Below are 19,966 nucleotides of genomic sequence, written 5' to 3' on the forward strand. Positions count from 1 at the left end.
GAAAGCCAAGAACAATCATTAGAAGGAAAGCTCCGCCTGATCATGTTTCAGTAAGGAAATACGATCAAACAACCGGATTTTTTCGTTGGCTTTTTGCCTGGCGTGATCGGACATGACTGCAATCAACTCCTCGAGCTGACTGACGTCCCCGACCACTTTGAACTGCTTTTCCTTGTTGACGAATACCAGCGACTTCTTTTTTCTCGACAACAGTTCAATAACGTTGCTGAGCGTACCGGTACTCTTGGCATCCCATATCATTAGCCCGTAATCAGCCGCTTCGGCCATGACCAGGTCTTTTTCGGTGAAAAAGGCTCTCGATCCCTTGGAATGTTTTGAGACCACGGTCCTGGCGGGCCACCGCCCAAGGTTGTTCCTCGGTACCGAACCGCTGCAAAAGACCGTTGTTCTGGATCCTTCGAGGCTCAGTAGGTACTCCTGAATCGAGGTGTCTGCGCCACCCGCATCACCCACTACCACCTCAAACTCGGACGCCACGATATTACTGATGCGCTCCTTTACCTTGGGATCAAGGTTCTTGATATTGATAGAGCCGGCAATAAATACAGTCGTCATTGAGTTCAAGTAGTCGAGCACTTCGCGATGATTCACATAAATAACGGAAAAATTGCCGGTCAGGGATCTGGTCGCTTCCATCAGCGTACAAACAGGCATTTCCTACAGATGCGGCCTTCCCAAAAAAGCTCGATTTCCTACGCTGTGCGGCGAAAGAGTAGACTAGTCGCCGCTAGCGCCTGACCGATAGGCTTTATCCCGTCACTGCTAACTTAGTGACCCGGGGTCGAAGCCGGAACATTATCAACATGACGCTCTGCGCCCACCATGAAACCCAGGCATTTCTGTCTGTCAGTTTCGCGTTATGGCGGGCCGTGTGGCGCGGGCCTCTCGGCTTCCATGTTGATCGAGAACGTTCCGACTTCGAACGCCGCACGGTTCGCCACCCAAAATCTGTCGAAGGATTGGTGGCGACTTTCATTTCAACATGGAGTCAGAAATGCACACATCAATTCCAACTGAAACAGGCTCGCACTTCACCCCCACCATCTTCACCCGCCATAACCGCTTCCTTCATGCCTTCATGCAAGAACACGAGGTATGGTTCTGTGTTCAGGACCTTGGGCGCCTGATGGGTTACCACCTCAACGAACGTCTCACCCTGAAACTCGATCCCGACCAGCGTCGCAATGTGCTATTGCGAAAGAACGGCGAAATCGTCGATTGCGCGATGGTCAGCGAGTCTGGGCTGTTCGCCCTGCTCATCCATCACTTCGTCCCGGAAAACCGTCACCTGCGCCAATGGTTAAGCCATGAAGTCATTCCGATGCTGCGCGAAGTGCAATCGAATCCTGTGGACAATCAACCGAGCCTCAGTTCGATGCACTGGGCAGGCGTCACCGTGCCATTGCTGCACTGGCAACAGCAGGCGTGGGTCAAATGGCGTGATGTACCGGACTTGATGCACGGCCAGCAACCGTATCCGGTCCGCTAAACCAGAAGGCCTTGTAGCGAGGAAGCTTTCGCCCTCGCTACAAGGCCAGCCTGCAAACCATCTAGCCAGTTGAATGGCCATCGATATAGGCCTCGCCGATGCCGACGCGAGTGGCTGACTGATCTGGTCGCCGTAAAAGCCAAATGGCTTTCACGGCTCCCGCCCCAGCTTTAAAACCGCGAAACACTCCGCATCGCATCCACCAGATACCTCATCGCGATCCGGTCATTCTCGGAAAGCTCTCGATAACGCTCAACCAGCTTCAACTCTTCCGAACTGAGCCGGCGTCTTCTGCGCCCGAGGCCCAAGCAAGGAAAGATTCCTAACATTTCGGTGATTCCGTGTATTTTTGCCATGGACGATGTCCTTCTCTGATGAGTCAAGAAACTGCTGAACCTCACATCGCCCTGCCTCTTTTGAGCAGTGTCGTGTGCCCCGCCGACACGAAGGCTTGTATCCGGTCTTGCCCATAGAATAGGAATTAAATCGGCGCTGAAAAGCAGTTTTTAGAGTAATTAATCGAAAAAAGCAGTTATGCCCTTTAAATCAGATGACCCTGTCAGAAAAATTACAGACATGTCTTGTTTCATTGCCACCTGACGCCACGCAAACAAGGCTTTTTGCTCGACAATCGAACCGATTAAGCTAGCGGGCATCTGTTTATAGTCCGTTGCGTTTGGCCGAAGGCATGACCGAACCGTAATTTCCGATCCGCTACGTGCCAGGAACGGCACGGGATTGCACACGACAGGTTGTATATATGCATCGCAGGAATTTGCTCAAAGCGTCCATGGCCATTGCGGCTTATACCGGTCTTTCGGCCACTGGCCTGCTGGCCGCGCGTGCCTGGGCAGCCAATGGCGCCGCCGATGGCGAAGCGCAGGCGTTCGATTTCGAAGCGCTCAAGCGTCAGGCCAAGCAACTGGCCGGCAGCGCCTATCAGGATACGAAACAGGTATTGCCGCCCACCCTGGCGACCATGACGCCGCAGAATTTCAACGCGATCCGCTACGACGGCGAGCACTCCCTGTGGAAGGAAAACAAAGGCCAGCTGGATGTGCAGTTCTTCCACGTCGGCATGGGCTTCCGTCAGCCGGTGCGTATGTACAGCGTCGATCCGAAAACGCGCATGGCGCGCGAGGTGCATTTCCGTCCGGCGCTGTTCAATTACGAGAACACTTCGGTTGACACCCAGCAGTTGAAAGGCGATTTGGGTTTCGCCGGGTTCAAACTGTTCAAGGCGCCGGAACTGGATCGACATGACGTGGTGTCGTTTCTCGGTGCCAGTTATTTCCGTGCCGTCGATGCTAGTGGCCAATATGGCCTATCGGCGCGCGGGCTGGCGATCGACACCTACGCCAAGAAGCGCGAAGAATTCCCTGACTTCACCAAATTCTGGTTCGAGACGCCGGACAAGAACGCCACGCGTTTTGTGGTCTACGCTCTGCTCGACTCGCCGAGCGCCACCGGTGCCTATCGCTTTGATATTGATTGCCAGGCCGAACGCGTGGTGATGGAAATCGACGCGCACATCAATGCGCGTACCGCCATCGAACAGTTGGGCATTTCGCCAATGACCAGCATGTTCAGCTGTGGCACCCACGAACGCCGTATGTGCGACACCATTCACCCGCAAATCCACGACTCGGATCGCCTGGCCATGTGGCGCGGCAACGGCGAGTGGATCTGCCGCCCGCTGAACAACCCGGCCACTCTGCAATTCAACGCGTTTGCCGACAAGGATCCGAAGGGTTTCGGCCTGGTGCAGACCGACCACGAATTCGCCAACTATCAGGACACCGTCGACTGGTACAGCAAGCGCCCGAGCCTATGGGTAGAGCCTACAACCGCGTGGGGCGAAGGCTCGATCGACTTGCTGGAAATCCCTACGACCGGCGAGACGCTGGACAACATCGTGGCGTTCTGGACGCCGAAAAAGCCGGTGGCGGCCGGCGATTCGCTGAATTACGGCTACAAGCTCTACTGGAGCGCATTGCCGCCCGTAGGCACGCCGCTGGCGCGGGTACATGCGACCCGTTCCGGCATGGGTGGTTTCACCGAGGGTTGGGCACCGGGCGAGCATTACCCGAAGGTGTGGGCACGACGCTTTGCCGTGGACTTCACCGGTGGCGGTCTCGAGCGCTTGCCGCAGGGCACCGGGATTGAACCGGTGGTGACCTGCTCGAACGGCAAGGTGCAGGACTTCAGCGTGCTGGTGCTGGATGACATCAAGGGTTACCGGATCCTGTTCGACTGGTACCCGACCAGTGACAGCGTCGAGCCGGTGGAACTGCGCCTGTTTATCCGCACCAACGACCGCACCTTGAGTGAGACCTGGTTGTACCAGTACTTCCCGCCGGCGCCGGACAAGCGCAAATATCCTTGAGGATTTGAGGCGCCAGTTCTGGCGCCATTCGCGAGCAGGCTCGCTCCCACAGGAGTAAAGATTCCAATTGTGGGAGCGAGCCTGCTCGCGAAGAGGCCGGCTCAGGCAATACAAATTCACAGGACACAAAAAAGCCCCGACCTTCACCGGCTCGGGGCTTTTGCTTTTCAGCCTCAATCAATCTCGCAAATCAGACTCATGAATCGGCTGATCCCGATGGGTCGCGCGCTGATACTGCGCCGGCCACACCGCTTTGCGCCCGCCCAGGTCATCATCGGCGTGCAGCGGCCAGTAAGGATCGCGCAGCAATTCCCGGGCAAGGAAAATGATATCGGCCTGACAGGTGCGCAAAATATGCTCGGCCTGCGCCGGCTCGGTAATCATGCCCACGGTGCCGGTGGCGATGCCTGACTCTTTGCGCACCCGTTCAGCGAAGCGCGTTTGATAACCCGGCCCGACCGGAATCTCCGCGTTGGCCGCCGTACCGCCCGAGGACACATCGATCAGGTCAGCGCCCAGCGTGTGCAGACGCCGCGCCAGCTCGACGGTTTCATCCGGGTTCCAGCCATCTTCCACCCAGTCGGTGGCGGACACCCGAACAAACACCGGCAATTCTTCCGGCCACACTGCGCGAACCGCTTCGGTCACTTGCAGCACCAGTCGAATACGATTTTCGAACGAGCCGCCGTACTGGTCCTGACGCTGATTACTCAGCGGCGAAAGAAACTGATGCAACAGATAACCGTGCGCAGCATGCACCTCGACCACGCTGAAACCCGCCGTCAATGCGCGCTTGGCAGCATCGACGAACGCTTGAATTACGGCGGCAATCTGCCCTTCATCCAGATGTTTCGGTTGCGTGTGCTGCGGATCGAACGCGATCGGCGACGGCCCGACCGGGGTCCAGCCGCCCTCCTCTGGTTTGACGCTGCCATGCTTGCCGATCCATGGCCGATGGGTGCTGGCCTTGCGTCCGGCGTGGGCCAGTTGAATGCCGGCGACTGCGCCTTGAGAAGTGATGAAGCGGGTGATGCGTTGCAGCGGTTCGATCTGTTCGTCGTTCCACAGGCCAAGGTCTTCGGCGGTGATCCGCCCGTCGGCGGTGACTGCCGTGGCTTCGGTAAACACCAGACCGGCACCGCCCACCGCGCGACTGCCCAGATGCACCAGATGCCAGTCGTTGGCCAGGCCGTCGACGCTGGAGTATTGGCACATCGGCGAGACGGCGATGCGGTTGGGCAGGGTCAGTTGGCGCAGGGTAAAAGGTTCAAGCAGCAGACTCATGGGGCACCTCTCGAATCAGTGGGCAGGCTCCAGGGTTCTGTTTGAATAGTCGACGAGTGACAGAAAAAGTGCAGCACCCGCCCCCGCGGGCAAAAATTCGACAAGACGTCACAAGGCCAATCAAGCAGTGCTTAGAGCCTAGTCGACAACGCGGGAAGAAGGAGGGTTCAGAGTGATTCAGTATGTGAAGGACGCTTTCGCAAGCAGGCTCGCTCCCCCATGGACAACACCGGACCTGTAGGAGTGAGCCTGCTCGCGATTGGCTTTAACGCGGTTCGATATGGGCAATCATCAGTTGCACAGTCTCATTGCCACGAAACTCGTTAACGTCGAGTTTGTAAGCCAGCTCAACCCATTGAATCGTCGGATTCGGCCAGATATCGCGATCAATACCAAACGCAATGCCATCCAGCTTCACCGAGCCACACTCGCTTTTCAGCACCACTTTCAAATGCCGCTCGCCAACCACGCGCTGTTCGACCAACTGGAACACGCCATGAAACACCGGCTCCGGAAAGTGCTGTCCCCACGGCCCGGCATGGCGCAGTGCGCGGGCCAGTTCGAGGTGGAATTCCTCGACCGCCAGCGTGCCATCGGTGAGCATGCGCCCGGTCAGATCTTCCTCGCGAAGTTGCCTGCGCACTTCGGCGTCGAAGGCCTCGGCGAACAACGGAAAATTCTCCTGCGCCAAGGTCAGACCGGCCGCCATCGCGTGGCCACCGTACTTGGCGATCAGGTTCGGATGCTGCGCCGCGACCACACTCAGCGCATCGCGAATATGAAAGCCCTGCACCGAGCGACCGGAGCCCTTGAGCAGGCCATCGCCAGCATCGGCGAAGGCAATGGTTGGACGGAAATAACGCTCTTTCATTCGCGAGGCGAGGATGCCGATCACGCCTTGGTGCCACTCCGGGTCGAACAGGCACAGACCAAACGGCATCGACTCCACCGGCAGGTCCTTGAGCTGCGCCAGCGCTTCACGCTGCATGCCCTGCTCGATGGATTTGCGATCCTGGTTCATGCCGTCCAGTTGCGCAGCCATTTGCCGGGCCAGACTGGCATCGGTGGTGAGCAGGCATTCAATGCCCAGGCTCATGTCATCGAGACGCCCGGCAGCGTTGAGACGCGGGCCGACAATAAAGCCCAGATCCGTAGACGTGATACGCGCGGCGTCACGCTTGGCCACTTCCAGAATCGCTTTGATCCCCGGTCGCGCCCGGCCGGCGCGAATCCGCTCAAGCCCTTGGTGCACCAGAATGCGGTTGTTGGCGTCCAGCGGCACCACGTCGGCGACGCTGCCCAGCGCCACCAGATCGAGCAGTTCGCCGATGTTCGGCTGCGGCTTGCTCTCGTACCAGCCGAGGCTGCGCAGGCGCGCGCGCAACGCCATCAGCACGTAAAAGATCACGCCGACCCCGGCCAGCGCCTTGCTCGGAAATTCGCAGCCCGGCTGGTTCGGGTTGACCAGCGCATCGGCCTGCGGCAACTCATCGCCGGGCAAGTGGTGGTCAGTGATCAACACTTTCAGGCCAGCGCGTTTCGCTGCGGCGACACCTTCGACGCTGGAGATGCCGTTGTCGACGGTGATCAGCAATTGCGGCTCGCGGGTCAGCGCGACGTCGACGATTTCCGGGGTCAGACCATAGCCATATTCGAAACGGTTTGGCACCAGATAATCGACATGGGCCGCACCCAGCAGGCGCAAACCCAGCACGCCAACGGTGCTGGCCGTGGCGCCGTCCGCATCGAAGTCGCCGACGATGAGGATGCGCTGACGTTGCTCCAGCGCGGTCACCAGCAGGTCGACGGCGGCATCGATGCCCTTGAGTTGCTGATACGGAATCAACCGCGCCAGGCTCTTGTCCAGCTCGGCCTCGAACTGCACGCCACGCGCCGCATACAGGCGCGTCAGCAGCGGTGGCAGATCACCCAGAAAGGGCAGCGTGGCGGGCAGTTGACGAGGTTCGATACGCATGGAGTGACGGAGACTTCTCTTGGTTACGTGGGATTATTCCGGTGCTGGCGCAGGATCAGCCGCGCTCACCTTGCAGCCATTGCAACTGGACTTCGTGCTGACCGCGATCGTCGGTGACGAACACCGTGCCTTCACTGATCATCACGTCCCACTTGATGACGCGGGGCATGTCCTTGGCCAGGGTTTCCAGCACTTCTTGCGGGACGGCGGCAATGTTGACGTTCTTCAGGTTCTTGATCGCCGGAATCACCTTGGTCTCCCAAACGCGCAGGCTGCCGTAGGCCAGCAGGCTGGTGCGCTCGGTACGGCGCGAGCACCAGGTCAGGCGATCGACGTCTGGCTGACCGACTTCTATCCAGTGCAGGACGCGGTCGTCCAGGCTCTTTTCCCACAAGGCCGGCTCATCCACGTCCGACAGACCGCGGCCAAACGACAACTGCTCGTTGTACCAGAGGGCGTAGGCCAGCAGGCGCACGGTCATGCGCTCTTCGGTTTCCGAAGGGTGACGGGCGATGGTCTGCTTGACGCTCTCGTAGACGCCGCGGTCGAGGTCGGTGAGGTTCAGTTCGAATTTATAGGTAGTGGACGGCTGGGCCATGAACGGGCTTCTTGATACGAGGAAAGTCGGCAAGTCTAACCGATGCGGTAGGCAATCATCGAATTGATGGCGATCAAGCTGCGGCGTCTGACGGCCGGCTATGTTAAAACGCTGTATCCGCTCAGCCTTGTCCTACAGGATCTCGCATGCCGTTCACCAGCAAACCGCTCTCGGGTCTGAAAGTCATTGAATTGGGAACATTGATTGCCGGGCCGTTTGCCTCGCGTATTTGCGGCGAGTTCGGTGCCGAAGTGATCAAGATCGAATCGCCGGACGGCGGCGATCCCCTGCGCAAATGGCGAAAGCTGTATGAAGGCACCTCGCTGTGGTGGTTCGTTCAGGCGCGCAACAAGAAATCGCTGACGCTGAACCTGAAGCACCCGGACGGTCTGGCGATCCTCAAACAATTGCTCAGCGAAGCCGACATCCTCATCGAAAACTTTCGCCCCGGCGTGCTGGAAAAGCTCGGTCTGAACTGGGACACCCTGCACACGCTGAACCCGAAACTGGTGATGGTGCGCTTGTCCGGTTTCGGCCAGACCGGGCCGATGAAAGACCAGCCCGGTTTCGGCGCGGTCGGCGAATCCATGGGCGGCTTGCGCTACATCACCGGTTTCGAAGACCGCCCACCGGTGCGTACAGGGATTTCCATCGGCGATTCGATTGCCGCGCTGTGGGGCGTGATCGGCGCACTGATGGCGCTGCGTCACCGCGAAGTCAACGGCGGCCTCGGCCAGGTCGTCGATGTCGCGCTGTATGAAGCGATTTTTGCGATGATGGAAAGCATGGTGCCGGAGTTCGATGTGTTCGGCTTCATCCGCGAGCGCAGCGGCAATATCATGCCGGGCATCACGCCCTCCTCCATCCACACCAGCGCCGACGGCAAGCATGTGCAGATCGGCGCCAACGGCGATGCGATCTTCAAACGCTTCATGTTGATCATCGGTCGCGAAGACCTGGCCAACGACCCGGCACTGGCCAGCAACGACGGACGCGACAGCCGCCGCGACGAGTTGTACGGCGTGATCGATCGCTGGGTCAATTCGCTGCCGCTGCAGACCGTGCTCGACCTGCTCAATCAGGCCGAAGTGCCGGCCAGCCGGATTTTCAGCGCCGAGGACATGTTCAACGATCCGCAGTACCTGGCGCGAGAAATGTTCCTGCATGCGAAGCTGCCCGACGGCAAAGACTTCAAGATGCCCGGCATCGTGCCGAAACTGTCCGAGACACCCGGCAGTTCCGAGTGGGTCGGCCCGCAATTGGGTGAGCACAACTCGCAGGTACTTCACGACCTTGGCTACGACGCAGAGCAGATCGCCAGATTACGCGAAGACGGAGCCATTTAAGCTGAAGCGGCCCTCGCTTGCCAACGGCGCGCACTCCGGGTGGACGTGGCGGCTGTTCGGCTTGCTGTGCCTGCTCTTGCTGTCGAGCGCCGCGCAGGCCAAACCGACGCTGATCTGGTTGCTGCGCGACCTGCCGCCGATGACCATTTTCGAGGGACCGAAAAAGGGTCAGGGCGTCATCGATCATTTGATGCCACTGCTGATCGCCGGCATGCCGCAATACGAGCACACACTGCTGCGGGTCAATCGCGCCCGCGGACTGCAGATGCTGCAAGAACATTCGTTCGCTTGCGATCCCGCGCTGCTGTGGAGCAAGGAGCGTGCGCAGTGGATTGTGTATTCGATTCCGGCGATCCGCGCCGTGAGCAATGGTCTGGTGGTACGCCAACAAGATCGCGCAGTACTTGCGCCTTATCTGGTGGAAGGAGAAGTTGACCTGGCGGCTTTGCTGGCAGCGCCTGAGCGCAAGGTCGGCATCGTCGCCGAACGCAGCTATGGCGAGTTCATCGACAACATTCTGCAGCAGGCGCCGCGCGACGCATTGACGCCGCATTATGGAAACGATGCGCTGAGCAATCTGCTGTCGATGCAACGTCTGGGCCGTTTGCAGGTGGTGCTCGGTTACTGGCCGGAGATCCGCTATCAGGCCACGCAGGCGCAAATTGCCGAGGATGAACTGGCGTTCTACCCGATTCGTGGTACGCAGAAATATCTCTCGGGGCATGTGGCGTGCTCCAACTCTGCCGAGGGACGTCAGGCCATCGTCGAGATCAACAATCTGCTGCGCACGGTACCCCACGAACCGCTCAATCGGTTGTACGCCGAATGGCTCGACCCGGAGCGCCGAGCCGACTACCTGCAACAGGCCCGCACGTTTTTCGACCGCCAGGCCGCGCAATGAGAAATCGCAGGCAAAAAGAAACCCCGAGAAGTGGGGAGACGACTCGGGGTTAAACGTGGCCTACATAAAGACCCGTAGCAGCAAGCGACAAGCACCGGAGCACAATGCTTGATCCTGCTGTTATGGGGTCTGACTGACAGGGATGCAGGAAGGTTCCCACAAAAAATATTTCATCTTTACAGCGCTGCCTGCTTCTCCAGCGCGGCGTTGCGCAAGGCCGCGATCACGCAGGGTTCGAGCCGGCCTTCGGCGATCAGCACGTCACGGTGCAAACCATCGACAACGTCGGTCAGCAGACGCTTGTCGGTCAGTTGCGCCTGATTGAATTCGCGCTCCACCACGATCGCGCCGTGACTGTTCTTCAGCGTCACCAGGCATTGGCCATCACGGCCGCTGGGGGTCAACGAAACCTGATACGGGCTCAGAGCCTCACCGAGCAATAGACTGATACTTTCCATCTCGATCTCCACTCAATAGTCCGAAAACTGTGCGCCTGGGGCGTGTACACCATAAATGACCACCGGCCCGAGAAGAAAGTTCTGCGTATCGATTGCCTCCACATCGCAGCGTCACCGGTCTGGCAGAGCATGCACGGCGAAGATGACAGAAAAACTTCCGTACGTTTTACACACCGAGTGGCGACGAAGCGGCGCTCAGATAACTGTCGAGCAACCCCCGCATCAGCACCGCCGATACCGGCGTCTGCAGGCGCCCCAACAAACGCACGCGGTGCTCGTCCAGTAGCGGCTCGAGATCGTTGAGCAGACTTGCCGCGATCGTCCCCAGCAGAATCACCGCACGCGCTTGCTGGCGAGCCGTCAGATGCTGCATCAGCGCAAGGCCATCGCCACCCTTGAGTTGTGGATCGCAGATGGCGATGTCGACCACGCCGCGATGTTCCAGCGACGACAGCGCCGCAGCCAGCGATGGCGCGGTGAGCACGTCGTAAATGCCGACGGCATTGAGCATCTGGTGCAACGCCATCAGCTGGAACGGATTGGGTTCAAGTATCAGGACTTTAAGCGAGCGCATGAGCGACCTCTGAAGCGACAATCGCGGACTTTCACCGCAGTGGTTGTCACTCTAGGCCAGCCGTCCTAAGCCTCCCATCGGAAAAGTAGCCGCGTCCTATAGGACATTTCCCATCTTCACTGTGGACATCGACAACCGCTCTCTGTGCGGCGCTGGGTGATGTCCGTCCAGCCGCCGAGCAGACCGCGCAATTTACCATCAGCGCTGTAGAACGGCACGGTCCATTGATAGACCTCGCGCGGGCCGTTCTTGAACTGCAAGCGGCGTTTGCTGAAGCGCGACTTGCGCGTGCGCAACTGCAGCATGAACTCGTCATGAAGCATCAACGCCGTGGCTTCGGGCAGCGTATCGAGCTCGACCAGCAAGCGGCCAGTGACCTGATCCAGGCGCACCGACAGCGCCTCCTCATAACTGCGGTTGCAGGTGATCAGGCGTCCGTGCAGATCGCGGACGAATACCGGGTCAGGCAAGGCGTCGATCAATGCATGCTGAAACGCCAGTTGATCGCCCAGATCCTTCTCTGCGGCACGTCGCAACTTGATCACCGCCGTCAGCCTTCGATTCCATACCAATGACAGCAAGCCGAACACGCCGAGACCGCCCATGGCCCAGCAGGCCCATTCAAGCATCTGCTGACCGATAGTCGGCACCGGCGCCGGCGCTATCCCCTCCAGCCATTTCAGGCGGATCGCGCGGAGTTCGGCGGGCGGAAAGGCCTCCAGGGCCTTGTTGAGGATGCCTAGAAGCTCCGGCATGCCTTTGCGCACCGCGAGATTGTCGGCCTCCCACTTGCCTTCAACCAGCCCACCGACCTTGAGCAGACCCAACGGATAAAGTTGCGCGCCGATTTCATTTTCGATGGTGGCGTAGGCTTCGCCACTTTCGACCAGCGCCCGCGCTTCGGCGTAGGTCTTGACCGAATGAATCTTGATGGTCGGGAAGTCGCGCCTGATCGTGTCCTCCAGGGCATGCCGGGCCGGCAGCACTAGCCTGCGCCCGGCCAGTTGCTCGAAAGACTCCAGCCGCGGCGCGTCGGCTCGCCCGACGAACACCCAACCCGCCCCACCGAAGGCGTGGCTGTAATCAAGAAACGCCTTGCGCTCTTCGCTGATCGCCAACGTCGTACTGATGTCCGCCGCACCGCTTTTCAGGCGCTCGAGCATGTGATCGGTCGAGAACGACTCCTGGTGCACGAACTGCAGTCCGGTCATCGCCGTTACCCGCTTGAGCACATCGTTGTTCAAACCGCTCCACTGGCCGTGTTCATCCTGAAACAGATACAGCGGATATTGCAACGACGCCACGGTCACCGTCGGGTTGTCGCGAATCCACTCGCGCTCATGTGCGGCCAGTTCGACGGCATGTACGTTGTGTACCGCGGCATCGCCGTGCAGCACCAGTTGCGCCGCCACACTGCAGCGCATCAGCCCCAACAATCCGCACAAGAACACCCCGACCAGTGCCGGTTTCAAACCTCTATCAAACAGCATTGCCACTTCCTTCGTGATCGACTCACCCGTCCTGCGTGGGTGAAAACCCGAGCAGTGTGGCAGCGAAAACAAAAAAGCCCGTCAGGAGACGGGCTTCAAAATGTGACAGCTTTTACAGGCTTACAGTGGTTTGCCGCGGTTGCCATGCTGGCTGACAAAGGCCTGTATGGCTTTCAGCTCGTTCGGCAAAACTGTGCAGCGCTCGTTTCGCTCAAACAAATCAGAAAGATGTGCAGGCAGTTCGAGCGCTTTTCCTACACCGGCTTTCTCTACCGCATCCGGGAATTTCACTGGATGCGCCGTGCCGAGGATCACCATCGGGATGTCCAGGCTGCGACGGCACTCGCGCGCGGCCTTGACGCCGATCGCGGTATGCGGATCCAGCACCTCACCGGTCTGTGCATAGACTTCGGCGATGGTCTCGCAGGTTTGCGCATCGTCCACCGCCAGCGAGTCGAACAGTTTGCGCGCTTCGGTCCAGCGTTCCTGTTCAACGCTGAAACCACCGCCCTGCTTGAACGTATCCATCAACCCGGCGATTGCCGCACCGTTGCGACCGTGCAGGTCGAACAGCAAGCGTTCGAAGTTCGACGAGACCATGATGTCCATCGACGGCGACAGCGTGGCGTGCAGGGTTTCCTTGACGTACTGGTTGCCGCTCATGAAGCGGTGCAGGATGTCGTTGCGGTTGGTGGCGACGATCAACTGATTGATCGGCAGGCCCATGTTGCGCGCCAGGTAACCGGCGAAAATGTCGCCGAAGTTGCCGGTCGGTACCGAGAACGACACCGAACGCGCCGGCCCGCCCAACTGCAGCGAGGCGTGGAAGTAGTAGACGATCTGGGCCATGATCCGCGCCCAGTTGATCGAGTTCACCGCCACCAGACGCGTGCCTTTGAGGAAGCTCTGGTCGGCGAAGCTGTTCTTGACCATTTCCTGGCAGTCATCGAAGTTGCCTTCGATGGCGATGTTGTGGATGTTCTCGCCAACGATCGTGGTCATCTGCCGGCGCTGCACTGCCGAAACCCGGTTGTGTGGGTGCAGGATGAAAATGTCGACGTTTTCGCAGTGCTTGCAGCCTTCGATGGCGGCCGAACCGGTATCACCGGAAGTGGCACCGACAATCACCACGCGCTCGCCGCGCTTTTCCAGCACGTAGTCGAGCAGACGACCAAGCAGTTGCAGGGCGAAGTCCTTGAACGCCAGGGTCGGGCCATGGAACAGCTCCATCACCCATTCGTTGCCGTTGAGCTGACGCAGCGGCGCCACTGCGCTGTGGGCGAATACCGCGTAGGTTTCTTCAAGAATCTTTTTGAAATCGGCGTCGGGAATGCTACCGGTCACGAACGGACGCATCACCCGGAAGGCCAGTTCGTGATACGGCAGGCCGGCCCAGGAAGCGATTTCTTCCTGGGTGAAACGTGGCAGGTTTTCCGGGACGTACAAACCGCCGTCCGTGGCCAGACCGGCCAGCAGAACCTCTTCGAAATTCAGGGCCGGTGCCTGGCCGCGAGTACTGATATATCGCATAAGGGGCAAACCTTTGGTTTGAGCTGCCAGCTACGAGCTACAAGCTTCAAGTAAAAGCCGGACTGCTTTTTCTTGCCGCTTGCAGCTCGAAGCTCGCAGCTGCTTTTTTAGTTCAAATGTTCGACGCGGATCCGTACGACCGGGCCGTCTACGCCTGCCAGTGCTTCGAGGGCGGCGATCGCATCGTTGATGCGCTGCTCGACCACGCGGTGAGTCAGCAGAATCATCGGCACCAGGCCGTCATGCTCTTCGACTTCTTTCTGCATGATCGATTCGATATTGATGCCGCGCTCCGACAGGATGCTCGCCACCTGAGCGAGAACGCCCGGATGGTCCTTGGCCTGAATGCGCAGGTAGTAAGCGCTTTCGCAGGCTTCGATCGGCAGGATCGGGTGCGCCGACAGCGAGTCCGGCTGGAAGGCCAGGTGCGGTACGCGGTTTTCCGGGTCGGAGGTCATGGCACGCACCACGTCGACCAGATCAGCGATCACCGACGAAGCGGTCGGCTCCATGCCAGCGCCAGCGCCGTAGAACAGGGTCGAACCGGCCGCATCACCGTTGACCATCACCGCGTTCATCACGCCGTTGACGTTGGCGATCAGGCGATCGGCCGGGATCAGCGTCGGGTGTACGCGCAACTCGATGCCAGCGTCAGTGCTACGCGCCACACCCAGGTGCTTGATGCGGTAGCCCAGCGCTTCGGCGTAATTCACGTCAGCGGTGGTCAGTTTGGTGATGCCTTCGGTGTACGCCTTGTCGAACTGCAGCGGAATACCGAATGCGATCGACGCCAGGATGGTCAGCTTGTGCGCCGCATCGATGCCTTCGACGTCGAAGGTCGGATCGGCTTCGGCATAACCCAGCGCCTGCGCTTCGGCCAGCACGTCTTCGAAGGTACGGCCCTTCTCGCGCATTTCGGTGAGGATGAAGTTACCGGTGCCGTTGATGATCCCCGCGACCCAGTTGATACGGTTGGCCGACAGGCCTTCACGAATCGCCTTGATCACCGGAATGCCACCGGCTACCGCTGCTTCGAATGCCACGATCACGCCTTTCTCGCGTGCCCTGGCGAAAATCTCATTACCGTGAACGGCTATCAGCGCCTTGTTCGCGGTGACCACATGCTTGCCATTCTCGATGGCCTTGAGTACCAGCTCGCGGGCAACGGTGTAGCCGCCCATCAGCTCTATGACAATGTCGATCTCAGGGTTCGTGGCCACTTCGAAGACATCGTTGGTAATCGCAATACCGGTCGTCTGGAACTGAGGCTTTGGCGTGCGCATGGCAATTTGTGCCACTTCGATCCCACGCCCGGCACGACGAGCAATTTCCTCGGCGTTGCGCTGAAGTACGTTGAAGGTACCGCCACCGACGGTCCCTAACCCACAGATGCCTACTTTGACCGGATTCACTGTGAACTCCCCATAAAACGGCCGACGCAGGGTCGGCCGGAAAACAACCGCGTGCTCGCGGCTCTCTATTGATGGCCCGGCAATGTGGCTGCCGGACCATGATCGTCAGCGGCGGACCGTGACGATGCGAATTACTTTGCGCCCAGCGCCAGTTTGGCGACTTGTGGCGCAGGCTGGTAGCCCGGAATGACTTGCCCGTCGGCCAAAACGATGGCCGGTGTGCCGTTCACGCCGATCGACTGGCCGAGGGCGAACTGTCTGGAAACCGGGTTATCGCACTTGGCGGCCTTGATTTCCTTGCCATCGACCATTTTGTCCATGGCCGCTTTCTTGTCTTTCGAGCACCACACCGCTTGCAGCTGCTCGTCACCCGGCGAATTCAGGCCCTGACGCGGGAACGCCACATAACGCACTTCGATGCCGCGCTTGTTCAGCTCGGGCACTTCAGCGTGCAGTTTGTGGCAGTACGGGCAGGTGGTGTCAGTGAATACGGTGATGTGCGACTTGGTTTCGCCGACCGCCGGATAGACCACGGTTTCGGCCACCGGAATGGCGTTGATCAGTTTGGAGATGCCCAGGCGTTCGGTCTTCTCGGTCAGGTTGACCGGTTTGCCGTTTTCGAGCTGGTACAGGTTGCCCTGAACGATGTACTGGCCGTCGGCACTGGCGTAAAGCACACGGCTGCCCTTGAGCTTGACTTCGTACATGCCCGGCAGTGGGCTGCCGTTGATGCTTTCGACCGGAACCTCGAGTTCGAGCTTTTCCAGGCTTTGACGAATGGCTTTATCGGCCGCGTCATCGGCGGCGGCAAAGGTGCTGACCAACGCAAGGGCTGCGGCGGCGAAAATCTGGGTCAGACGCATGAGGACTCCTGAAGGCGGACAAATGGAACGATCAGAACGCCCGTGCCGGAACACCGGGTCATAACCGCCCATCGTGCAAACCGGCAAAGCCTAACACATAAGGTCACGGTGGCCGAATGCGCCGGTCGCCGCATTTTCACGACGATCAGATCCCCCGTGGGAGCGAGCCTGCTCGCGAAGGCGGTGTGTCAGTTGAAACGATGTCGTTTGACACTCCCTCTTCGCGAGCAGGCTCGCTCCCACAAGGGGTTGTGTGTTCAGCCGCGCGGGTGGTGTTTGGCGTGCAGATCCTGCAAACGTGCGCGCGCGACATGGGTGTAGATCTGCGTCGTGGATAGATCACTATGGCCGAGCAGCATCTGCACCACGCGCAAATCCGCGCCGTGGTTGAGCAAATGAGTGGCAAATGCGTGGCGCAGGGTGTGCGGTGACAGCGATTTATTGATCCCGGCGACTTTGGCCTGATGCTTGATCCGGTGCCAGAAGGTCTGACGGGTCATCTGTTCGCCGCGCTGGCTGGGAAACAGCACATCGCTGGGCCGCCCACCCAGCAGTTCGCCACGTCCGTCGCGCATGTAGCGTTCGACCCAGACGATCGCCTCCTCGCCCATCGGCACCAGGCGTTCCTTGCTGCCTTTGCCCATCACCCGCAGCACACCCTGGCGCAGGTTGACCTGCTCCAGCGTCAGGCTGACCAGTTCGGTCACGCGCAAGCCGCAGGCATACAGGACTTCGAGCATGGCGCGATCACGCTGGCCGATGGCTTCGCTCAGGTCCGGCGCCTTGAGCAGCGCTTCGACGTCCGCCTCGGACAGCGACTTGGGCAGTGGCCGCCCCAGTTGCGGCATGTCGACGCGTAAAGTCGGGTCGACACTGATCAGCTTTTCCCGCAGCAGATAGCGATAAAAACCACGCACGCCGGAGAGAAATCTGGCCGTGGAGCGCGGCTTGTAGTTCTGCTCGAGGCGCCAGGCCAAATGATCAAGGATCAGCTCGCGGCCGGCGTTGATCAGCTCGAGGTTTTTCTCCTGCAGCCAGCCATTGAACAGCGCCAGATCGCTGCGGTAGGCGCCGCGGGTGTTATCCGACAGGCCTTTTTCCAGCCATAAAGCGTCGAGGAATTGGTCAATCAGCGGATGGTCGATGGCAGGCATGTGTGCTCAGGGCAGGCAGTTTTTAACACTGCGTGCAAATAGACAGTGAACGACGGGAATGGCCGCTAGTCTTTCATAGCCAGCCAGATCAAGGAACAGGGAGCATCAATGAACGAGCAGCAAATTCTCTTGGCATTTGGCGGGATCGGCGCCGCAGCGCTGGGATGTCAGTGGCTGGCCTGGCGCTTGAAGTTGCCGGCGATTCTGTTTCTGCTGCTGACCGGCATCCTCGCCGGCCCGGTGCTTGGCTGGCTTGATCCGCAGGAAATGTTCGGACCGCTACTGATGCCACTGGTGTCGCTGGCGGTTGCGCTGATTCTGTTCGAGGGCAGCCTGACCCTGCATTTGTCGGAATGGAAAGAAATCGGCAGCGTCGTCCATCGCCTGGTCACGGTCGGGGCGATTTCGACCTGGATCGTCATCGCGGTCGCCACGCACTTTTTACTGGGTTTCGACTGGATGCTGGCGATCCTGTTCGGCAGCCTGACGCTGGTCACCGGCCCGACGGTGATCGTACCGATGCTGCGGGTGGTGCGGCCGAAAGCTTCGATCGCCAACATTCTGCGCTGGGAAGGCATCGTCATTGATCCTATCGGCGCCCTGCTCGCCGTGGTGGTGTACAGCTTTATCATCGCCAGCGCCGAAGGCCATGGTCTCAGGCAGAGCCTGTTCACTTTCGGCGGGGTGATTGTCTGCGGTGCAACGTTCGGCATTATCGGCGGCTGGGTACTCGGCACGGTGATCCGCCAACAATGGTTGCCGGAGTATCTGCATAACCTTGCCTCACTGGCAGCAGTGCTGGGAATCTTCATTGCCGCCAACGCGACCATGCATGAGTCCGGACTGCTGGCAGTCACGCTGATGGGCATGTGGCTGGCGAACATGAAAGGCGTGGATGTGCGGCACATCCTGCACTTCAAGGAAAACCTCAGCGTTTTGCTGATTTCCGGATTGTTCATTCTGTTGGCCGCGCGGCTCGACCTGAATGCGCTGATCGGGCTGGGACCGCTGGTGTTGATTCTGCTGCTGGTGATCCAGTTGGTCGCTCGCCCGTTGAACGTGCTGCTCAGTACGGCGGGCTCCAGCTTGAGCTGGCGTGAACGCGCGCTGCTGTGCTGGATTGCCCCACGCGGAATAGTCGCGGCCGCGGTGTCGGCGATCTTCGCCATTCGTCTGGATGAAGCAGGCCACGAAGGCGCGCTACTACTGGTGCCGCTGACGTTTGCCGTGATCATCGGCACGGTTGTACTGCAAAGTGCGACGGCGCGCCCGCTGGCACGCCTGCTCAAGGTCGCGGAGCCGGCGCCGAGTGGTTTCCTGATCGTCGGCGCCAACGGCCCGGCGCGAGAACTGGGCAAGTCACTGCAACAACTGGGCAGTCGCGTGCTGCTGACCGATTCGAGCTGGGAAAACATTCGTGCGGCGCGTATGGAAGGCTTGCCGACCTACTTCGGCAACCCTGCTTCGCAGCACGCCGATGCGCATCTCGACCTCGTCGGCCTGGGGCATTTGCTGGCGCTGTCACCGTCGGGTGAACTCAATACATTGGCGGCGATGCGCTTTCGTCATGACTTCGGCCATCAGCGCTTGTTTGGTCTGGCCAGCGGTCATGAGAGTCGGCGTAGCGACAAGCATCGGGCGAGTCTGGAGCATCGCGGCAATCAACTGGGCAGTGAGGCGCTGACCTATTCGAAACTGGCCGGGCAAATGGGCCAAGGCGCCGAGCTGTACAGTACAACGCTGACGGAAGGATTTGGCTGGGAGGATTACCGCGCGCTGCATGGCCATCGTGCCACCTTGCTGTTCATGCGCGATGACAGTGGCTGGGTGCATGTGGTGACACCGGAAACCGCGTTGAAGCCGGGGTCGGGGTGGACGTTGCTGGCGTTGATACAACCGGAAGCTTCCAGCGCCTGACAGATCGATTCGCGAGCAGGCTCGCTCCCACATTGGGCATGCGTTCCCCTGTGTGAGCAAACCTCCCACATTCGCAATGCGTTCCCCTTGTGGGAGCGAGCCTGCTCGCGAAGGCCGCGACTCGGTTCTGTTCAATACCGCAAAGCCTTCAAGGCATAAAACGCAGACAACAAAAAAGCAGCCCGAAGGCTGCTTTTTTCTGCATCGGAAGCTGGACTTAAGCCAGTTTTTCCTTGATGCGAGCTGCTTTACCCGACAGATCGCGCAGGTAGTACAGCTTGGCTTTACGTACGTCACCGCGACGCTTGACAGCCATGCTGTCGATTTGCGGCGAGTAGGTCTGGAAAGTACGTTCTACGCCAACACCGTTGGAGATTTTACGAACGGTGAACGCACTGTTCACGCCGCGGTTACGCTTGGCGATGACAACGCCTTCGAACGCTTGCAGACGGGAACGATCGCCTTCCTTCACTTTCACCTGAACGACAATGGTGTCGCCCGGGGCAAAGGTAGGGATTTCTTTGGTCATCTGCTCTGCTTCGAGTGCAAGGATGATTTTGTTGGTCAT

18 protein-coding genes are annotated in these 19,966 nt (G+C 59.5%); 5 read left to right on the forward strand and 13 right to left on the reverse strand.

The window, feature by feature from the left end; genetic code table 11:
• Positions 1 to 18 precede the first annotated feature (18 nt).
• Positions 19 to 657 carry a hypothetical protein gene (locus tag ACGSLL_RS26680; RefSeq protein WP_394508507.1) on the reverse strand — a complete coding sequence of 213 codons (639 nt, stop codon included), beginning with the start codon at positions 655 to 657 and terminating at the stop codon, positions 19 to 21.
• Positions 658 to 1,015: 358 nt separating this feature from the next.
• Between ACGSLL_RS26680 and ACGSLL_RS26685 the strand changes: the two genes are divergently transcribed.
• Positions 1,016 to 1,510, forward strand: a complete 495-nt coding sequence (locus tag ACGSLL_RS26685) for a BRO-N domain-containing protein (RefSeq protein WP_394508508.1) — start codon at positions 1,016 to 1,018, stop codon at positions 1,508 to 1,510.
• Between the two features lie 170 nt (positions 1,511 to 1,680).
• On the opposite strand, the gene ACGSLL_RS26690 is transcribed toward ACGSLL_RS26685, so the two are convergent.
• Positions 1,681 to 1,866: a hypothetical protein gene (locus tag ACGSLL_RS26690; protein WP_208938597.1), complete on the reverse strand. Its 186-nt coding sequence runs from the start codon at positions 1,864 to 1,866 to the stop codon at positions 1,681 to 1,683.
• Positions 1,867 to 2,270: 404 nt separating this feature from the next.
• On the opposite strand from ACGSLL_RS26690, the gene ACGSLL_RS26695 reads away from it, so the two are divergent.
• Complete coding sequence (locus ACGSLL_RS26695) at positions 2,271 to 3,896, forward strand: glucan biosynthesis protein D (protein WP_394508509.1); 1,626 nt, start codon at positions 2,271 to 2,273, stop codon at positions 3,894 to 3,896.
• 177 nt (positions 3,897 to 4,073) lie between these two features.
• Here ACGSLL_RS26695 and ACGSLL_RS26700 read toward each other — a convergent pair whose 3' ends face one another.
• From ACGSLL_RS26700 to ACGSLL_RS26710, 3 genes are all read right to left on the reverse strand, one after another.
• The gene (locus tag ACGSLL_RS26700) at positions 4,074 to 5,180 is read right to left on the reverse strand and encodes an NADH:flavin oxidoreductase/NADH oxidase (protein ID WP_394508510.1); all 1,107 of its coding nucleotides are present in this window, start codon (positions 5,178 to 5,180) and stop codon (positions 4,074 to 4,076) included.
• A gap of 265 nt (positions 5,181 to 5,445) precedes the next feature.
• Complete coding sequence (gene recJ / locus ACGSLL_RS26705; RefSeq protein ID WP_394508511.1) at positions 5,446 to 7,155, reverse strand: single-stranded-DNA-specific exonuclease RecJ; 1,710 nt, start codon at positions 7,153 to 7,155, stop codon at positions 5,446 to 5,448.
• A 55-nt stretch (positions 7,156 to 7,210) separates the two neighbouring features.
• Positions 7,211 to 7,753, reverse strand: a complete 543-nt coding sequence (locus ACGSLL_RS26710; protein ID WP_394508512.1) for a YaeQ family protein — start codon at positions 7,751 to 7,753, stop codon at positions 7,211 to 7,213.
• Between the two features lie 146 nt (positions 7,754 to 7,899).
• Between ACGSLL_RS26710 and ACGSLL_RS26715 the strand changes: the two genes are divergently transcribed.
• Positions 7,900 to 9,099, forward strand: a complete 1,200-nt coding sequence (locus ACGSLL_RS26715) for a CaiB/BaiF CoA transferase family protein (protein ID WP_394508513.1) — start codon at positions 7,900 to 7,902, stop codon at positions 9,097 to 9,099.
• Positions 9,047 to 10,000: a TIGR02285 family protein gene (locus tag ACGSLL_RS26720; RefSeq protein WP_394508514.1), complete on the forward strand. Its 954-nt coding sequence runs from the start codon at positions 9,047 to 9,049 to the stop codon at positions 9,998 to 10,000. Before ACGSLL_RS26715 ends, ACGSLL_RS26720 begins: the two co-directional genes overlap by 53 nt.
• Before the next feature lie 176 nt (positions 10,001 to 10,176).
• On the opposite strand, the gene ACGSLL_RS26725 is transcribed toward ACGSLL_RS26720, so the two are convergent.
• The 7 genes from ACGSLL_RS26725 to xerD all read right to left on the reverse strand — a co-directional run bounded on the left by ACGSLL_RS26725 (position 10,177) and on the right by xerD (position 17,481).
• Positions 10,177 to 10,458, reverse strand: a complete 282-nt coding sequence (locus tag ACGSLL_RS26725) for a DUF3509 domain-containing protein (RefSeq protein WP_394508515.1) — start codon at positions 10,456 to 10,458, stop codon at positions 10,177 to 10,179.
• Positions 10,459 to 10,624: 166 nt separating this feature from the next.
• A complete protein-coding gene (locus tag ACGSLL_RS26730; protein WP_394508516.1) occupies positions 10,625 to 11,032 on the reverse strand; it encodes a response regulator in 408 nt (135 codons plus the stop codon).
• 116 nt (positions 11,033 to 11,148) lie between these two features.
• Positions 11,149 to 12,522, reverse strand: coding sequence for a transporter substrate-binding domain-containing protein (locus ACGSLL_RS26735; RefSeq protein WP_394508517.1), 1,374 nt, complete (start codon positions 12,520 to 12,522; stop codon positions 11,149 to 11,151).
• Positions 12,523 to 12,642: 120 nt separating this feature from the next.
• A complete protein-coding gene (gene thrC, locus ACGSLL_RS26740; RefSeq protein ID WP_394508518.1) occupies positions 12,643 to 14,052 on the reverse strand; it encodes a threonine synthase in 1,410 nt (469 codons plus the stop codon).
• A gap of 107 nt (positions 14,053 to 14,159) precedes the next feature.
• Positions 14,160 to 15,464 carry a homoserine dehydrogenase gene (locus ACGSLL_RS26745; RefSeq protein WP_394508519.1) on the reverse strand — a complete coding sequence of 435 codons (1,305 nt, stop codon included), beginning with the start codon at positions 15,462 to 15,464 and terminating at the stop codon, positions 14,160 to 14,162.
• A 131-nt stretch (positions 15,465 to 15,595) separates the two neighbouring features.
• Positions 15,596 to 16,327 carry a bifunctional protein-disulfide isomerase/oxidoreductase DsbC gene (gene dsbC, locus ACGSLL_RS26750; protein WP_394508520.1) on the reverse strand — a complete coding sequence of 244 codons (732 nt, stop codon included), beginning with the start codon at positions 16,325 to 16,327 and terminating at the stop codon, positions 15,596 to 15,598.
• 257 nt (positions 16,328 to 16,584) lie between these two features.
• A complete protein-coding gene (gene xerD, locus ACGSLL_RS26755; protein ID WP_394508521.1) occupies positions 16,585 to 17,481 on the reverse strand; it encodes a site-specific tyrosine recombinase XerD in 897 nt (298 codons plus the stop codon).
• Between the two features lie 108 nt (positions 17,482 to 17,589).
• Between xerD and ACGSLL_RS26760 the strand changes: the two genes are divergently transcribed.
• Positions 17,590 to 19,398: a cation:proton antiporter gene (locus ACGSLL_RS26760; RefSeq protein WP_394508522.1), complete on the forward strand. Its 1,809-nt coding sequence runs from the start codon at positions 17,590 to 17,592 to the stop codon at positions 19,396 to 19,398.
• A 217-nt stretch (positions 19,399 to 19,615) separates the two neighbouring features.
• Here ACGSLL_RS26760 and rplS read toward each other — a convergent pair whose 3' ends face one another.
• Complete coding sequence (gene rplS / locus ACGSLL_RS26765) at positions 19,616 to 19,966, reverse strand: 50S ribosomal protein L19 (RefSeq protein ID WP_003175895.1); 351 nt, start codon at positions 19,964 to 19,966, stop codon at positions 19,616 to 19,618.

It is taken from the genome of Pseudomonas retamae, assembly GCF_043496865.1.
In the GTDB taxonomy this organism is placed as follows: domain Bacteria; phylum Pseudomonadota; class Gammaproteobacteria; order Pseudomonadales; family Pseudomonadaceae; genus Aquipseudomonas; species Aquipseudomonas retamae.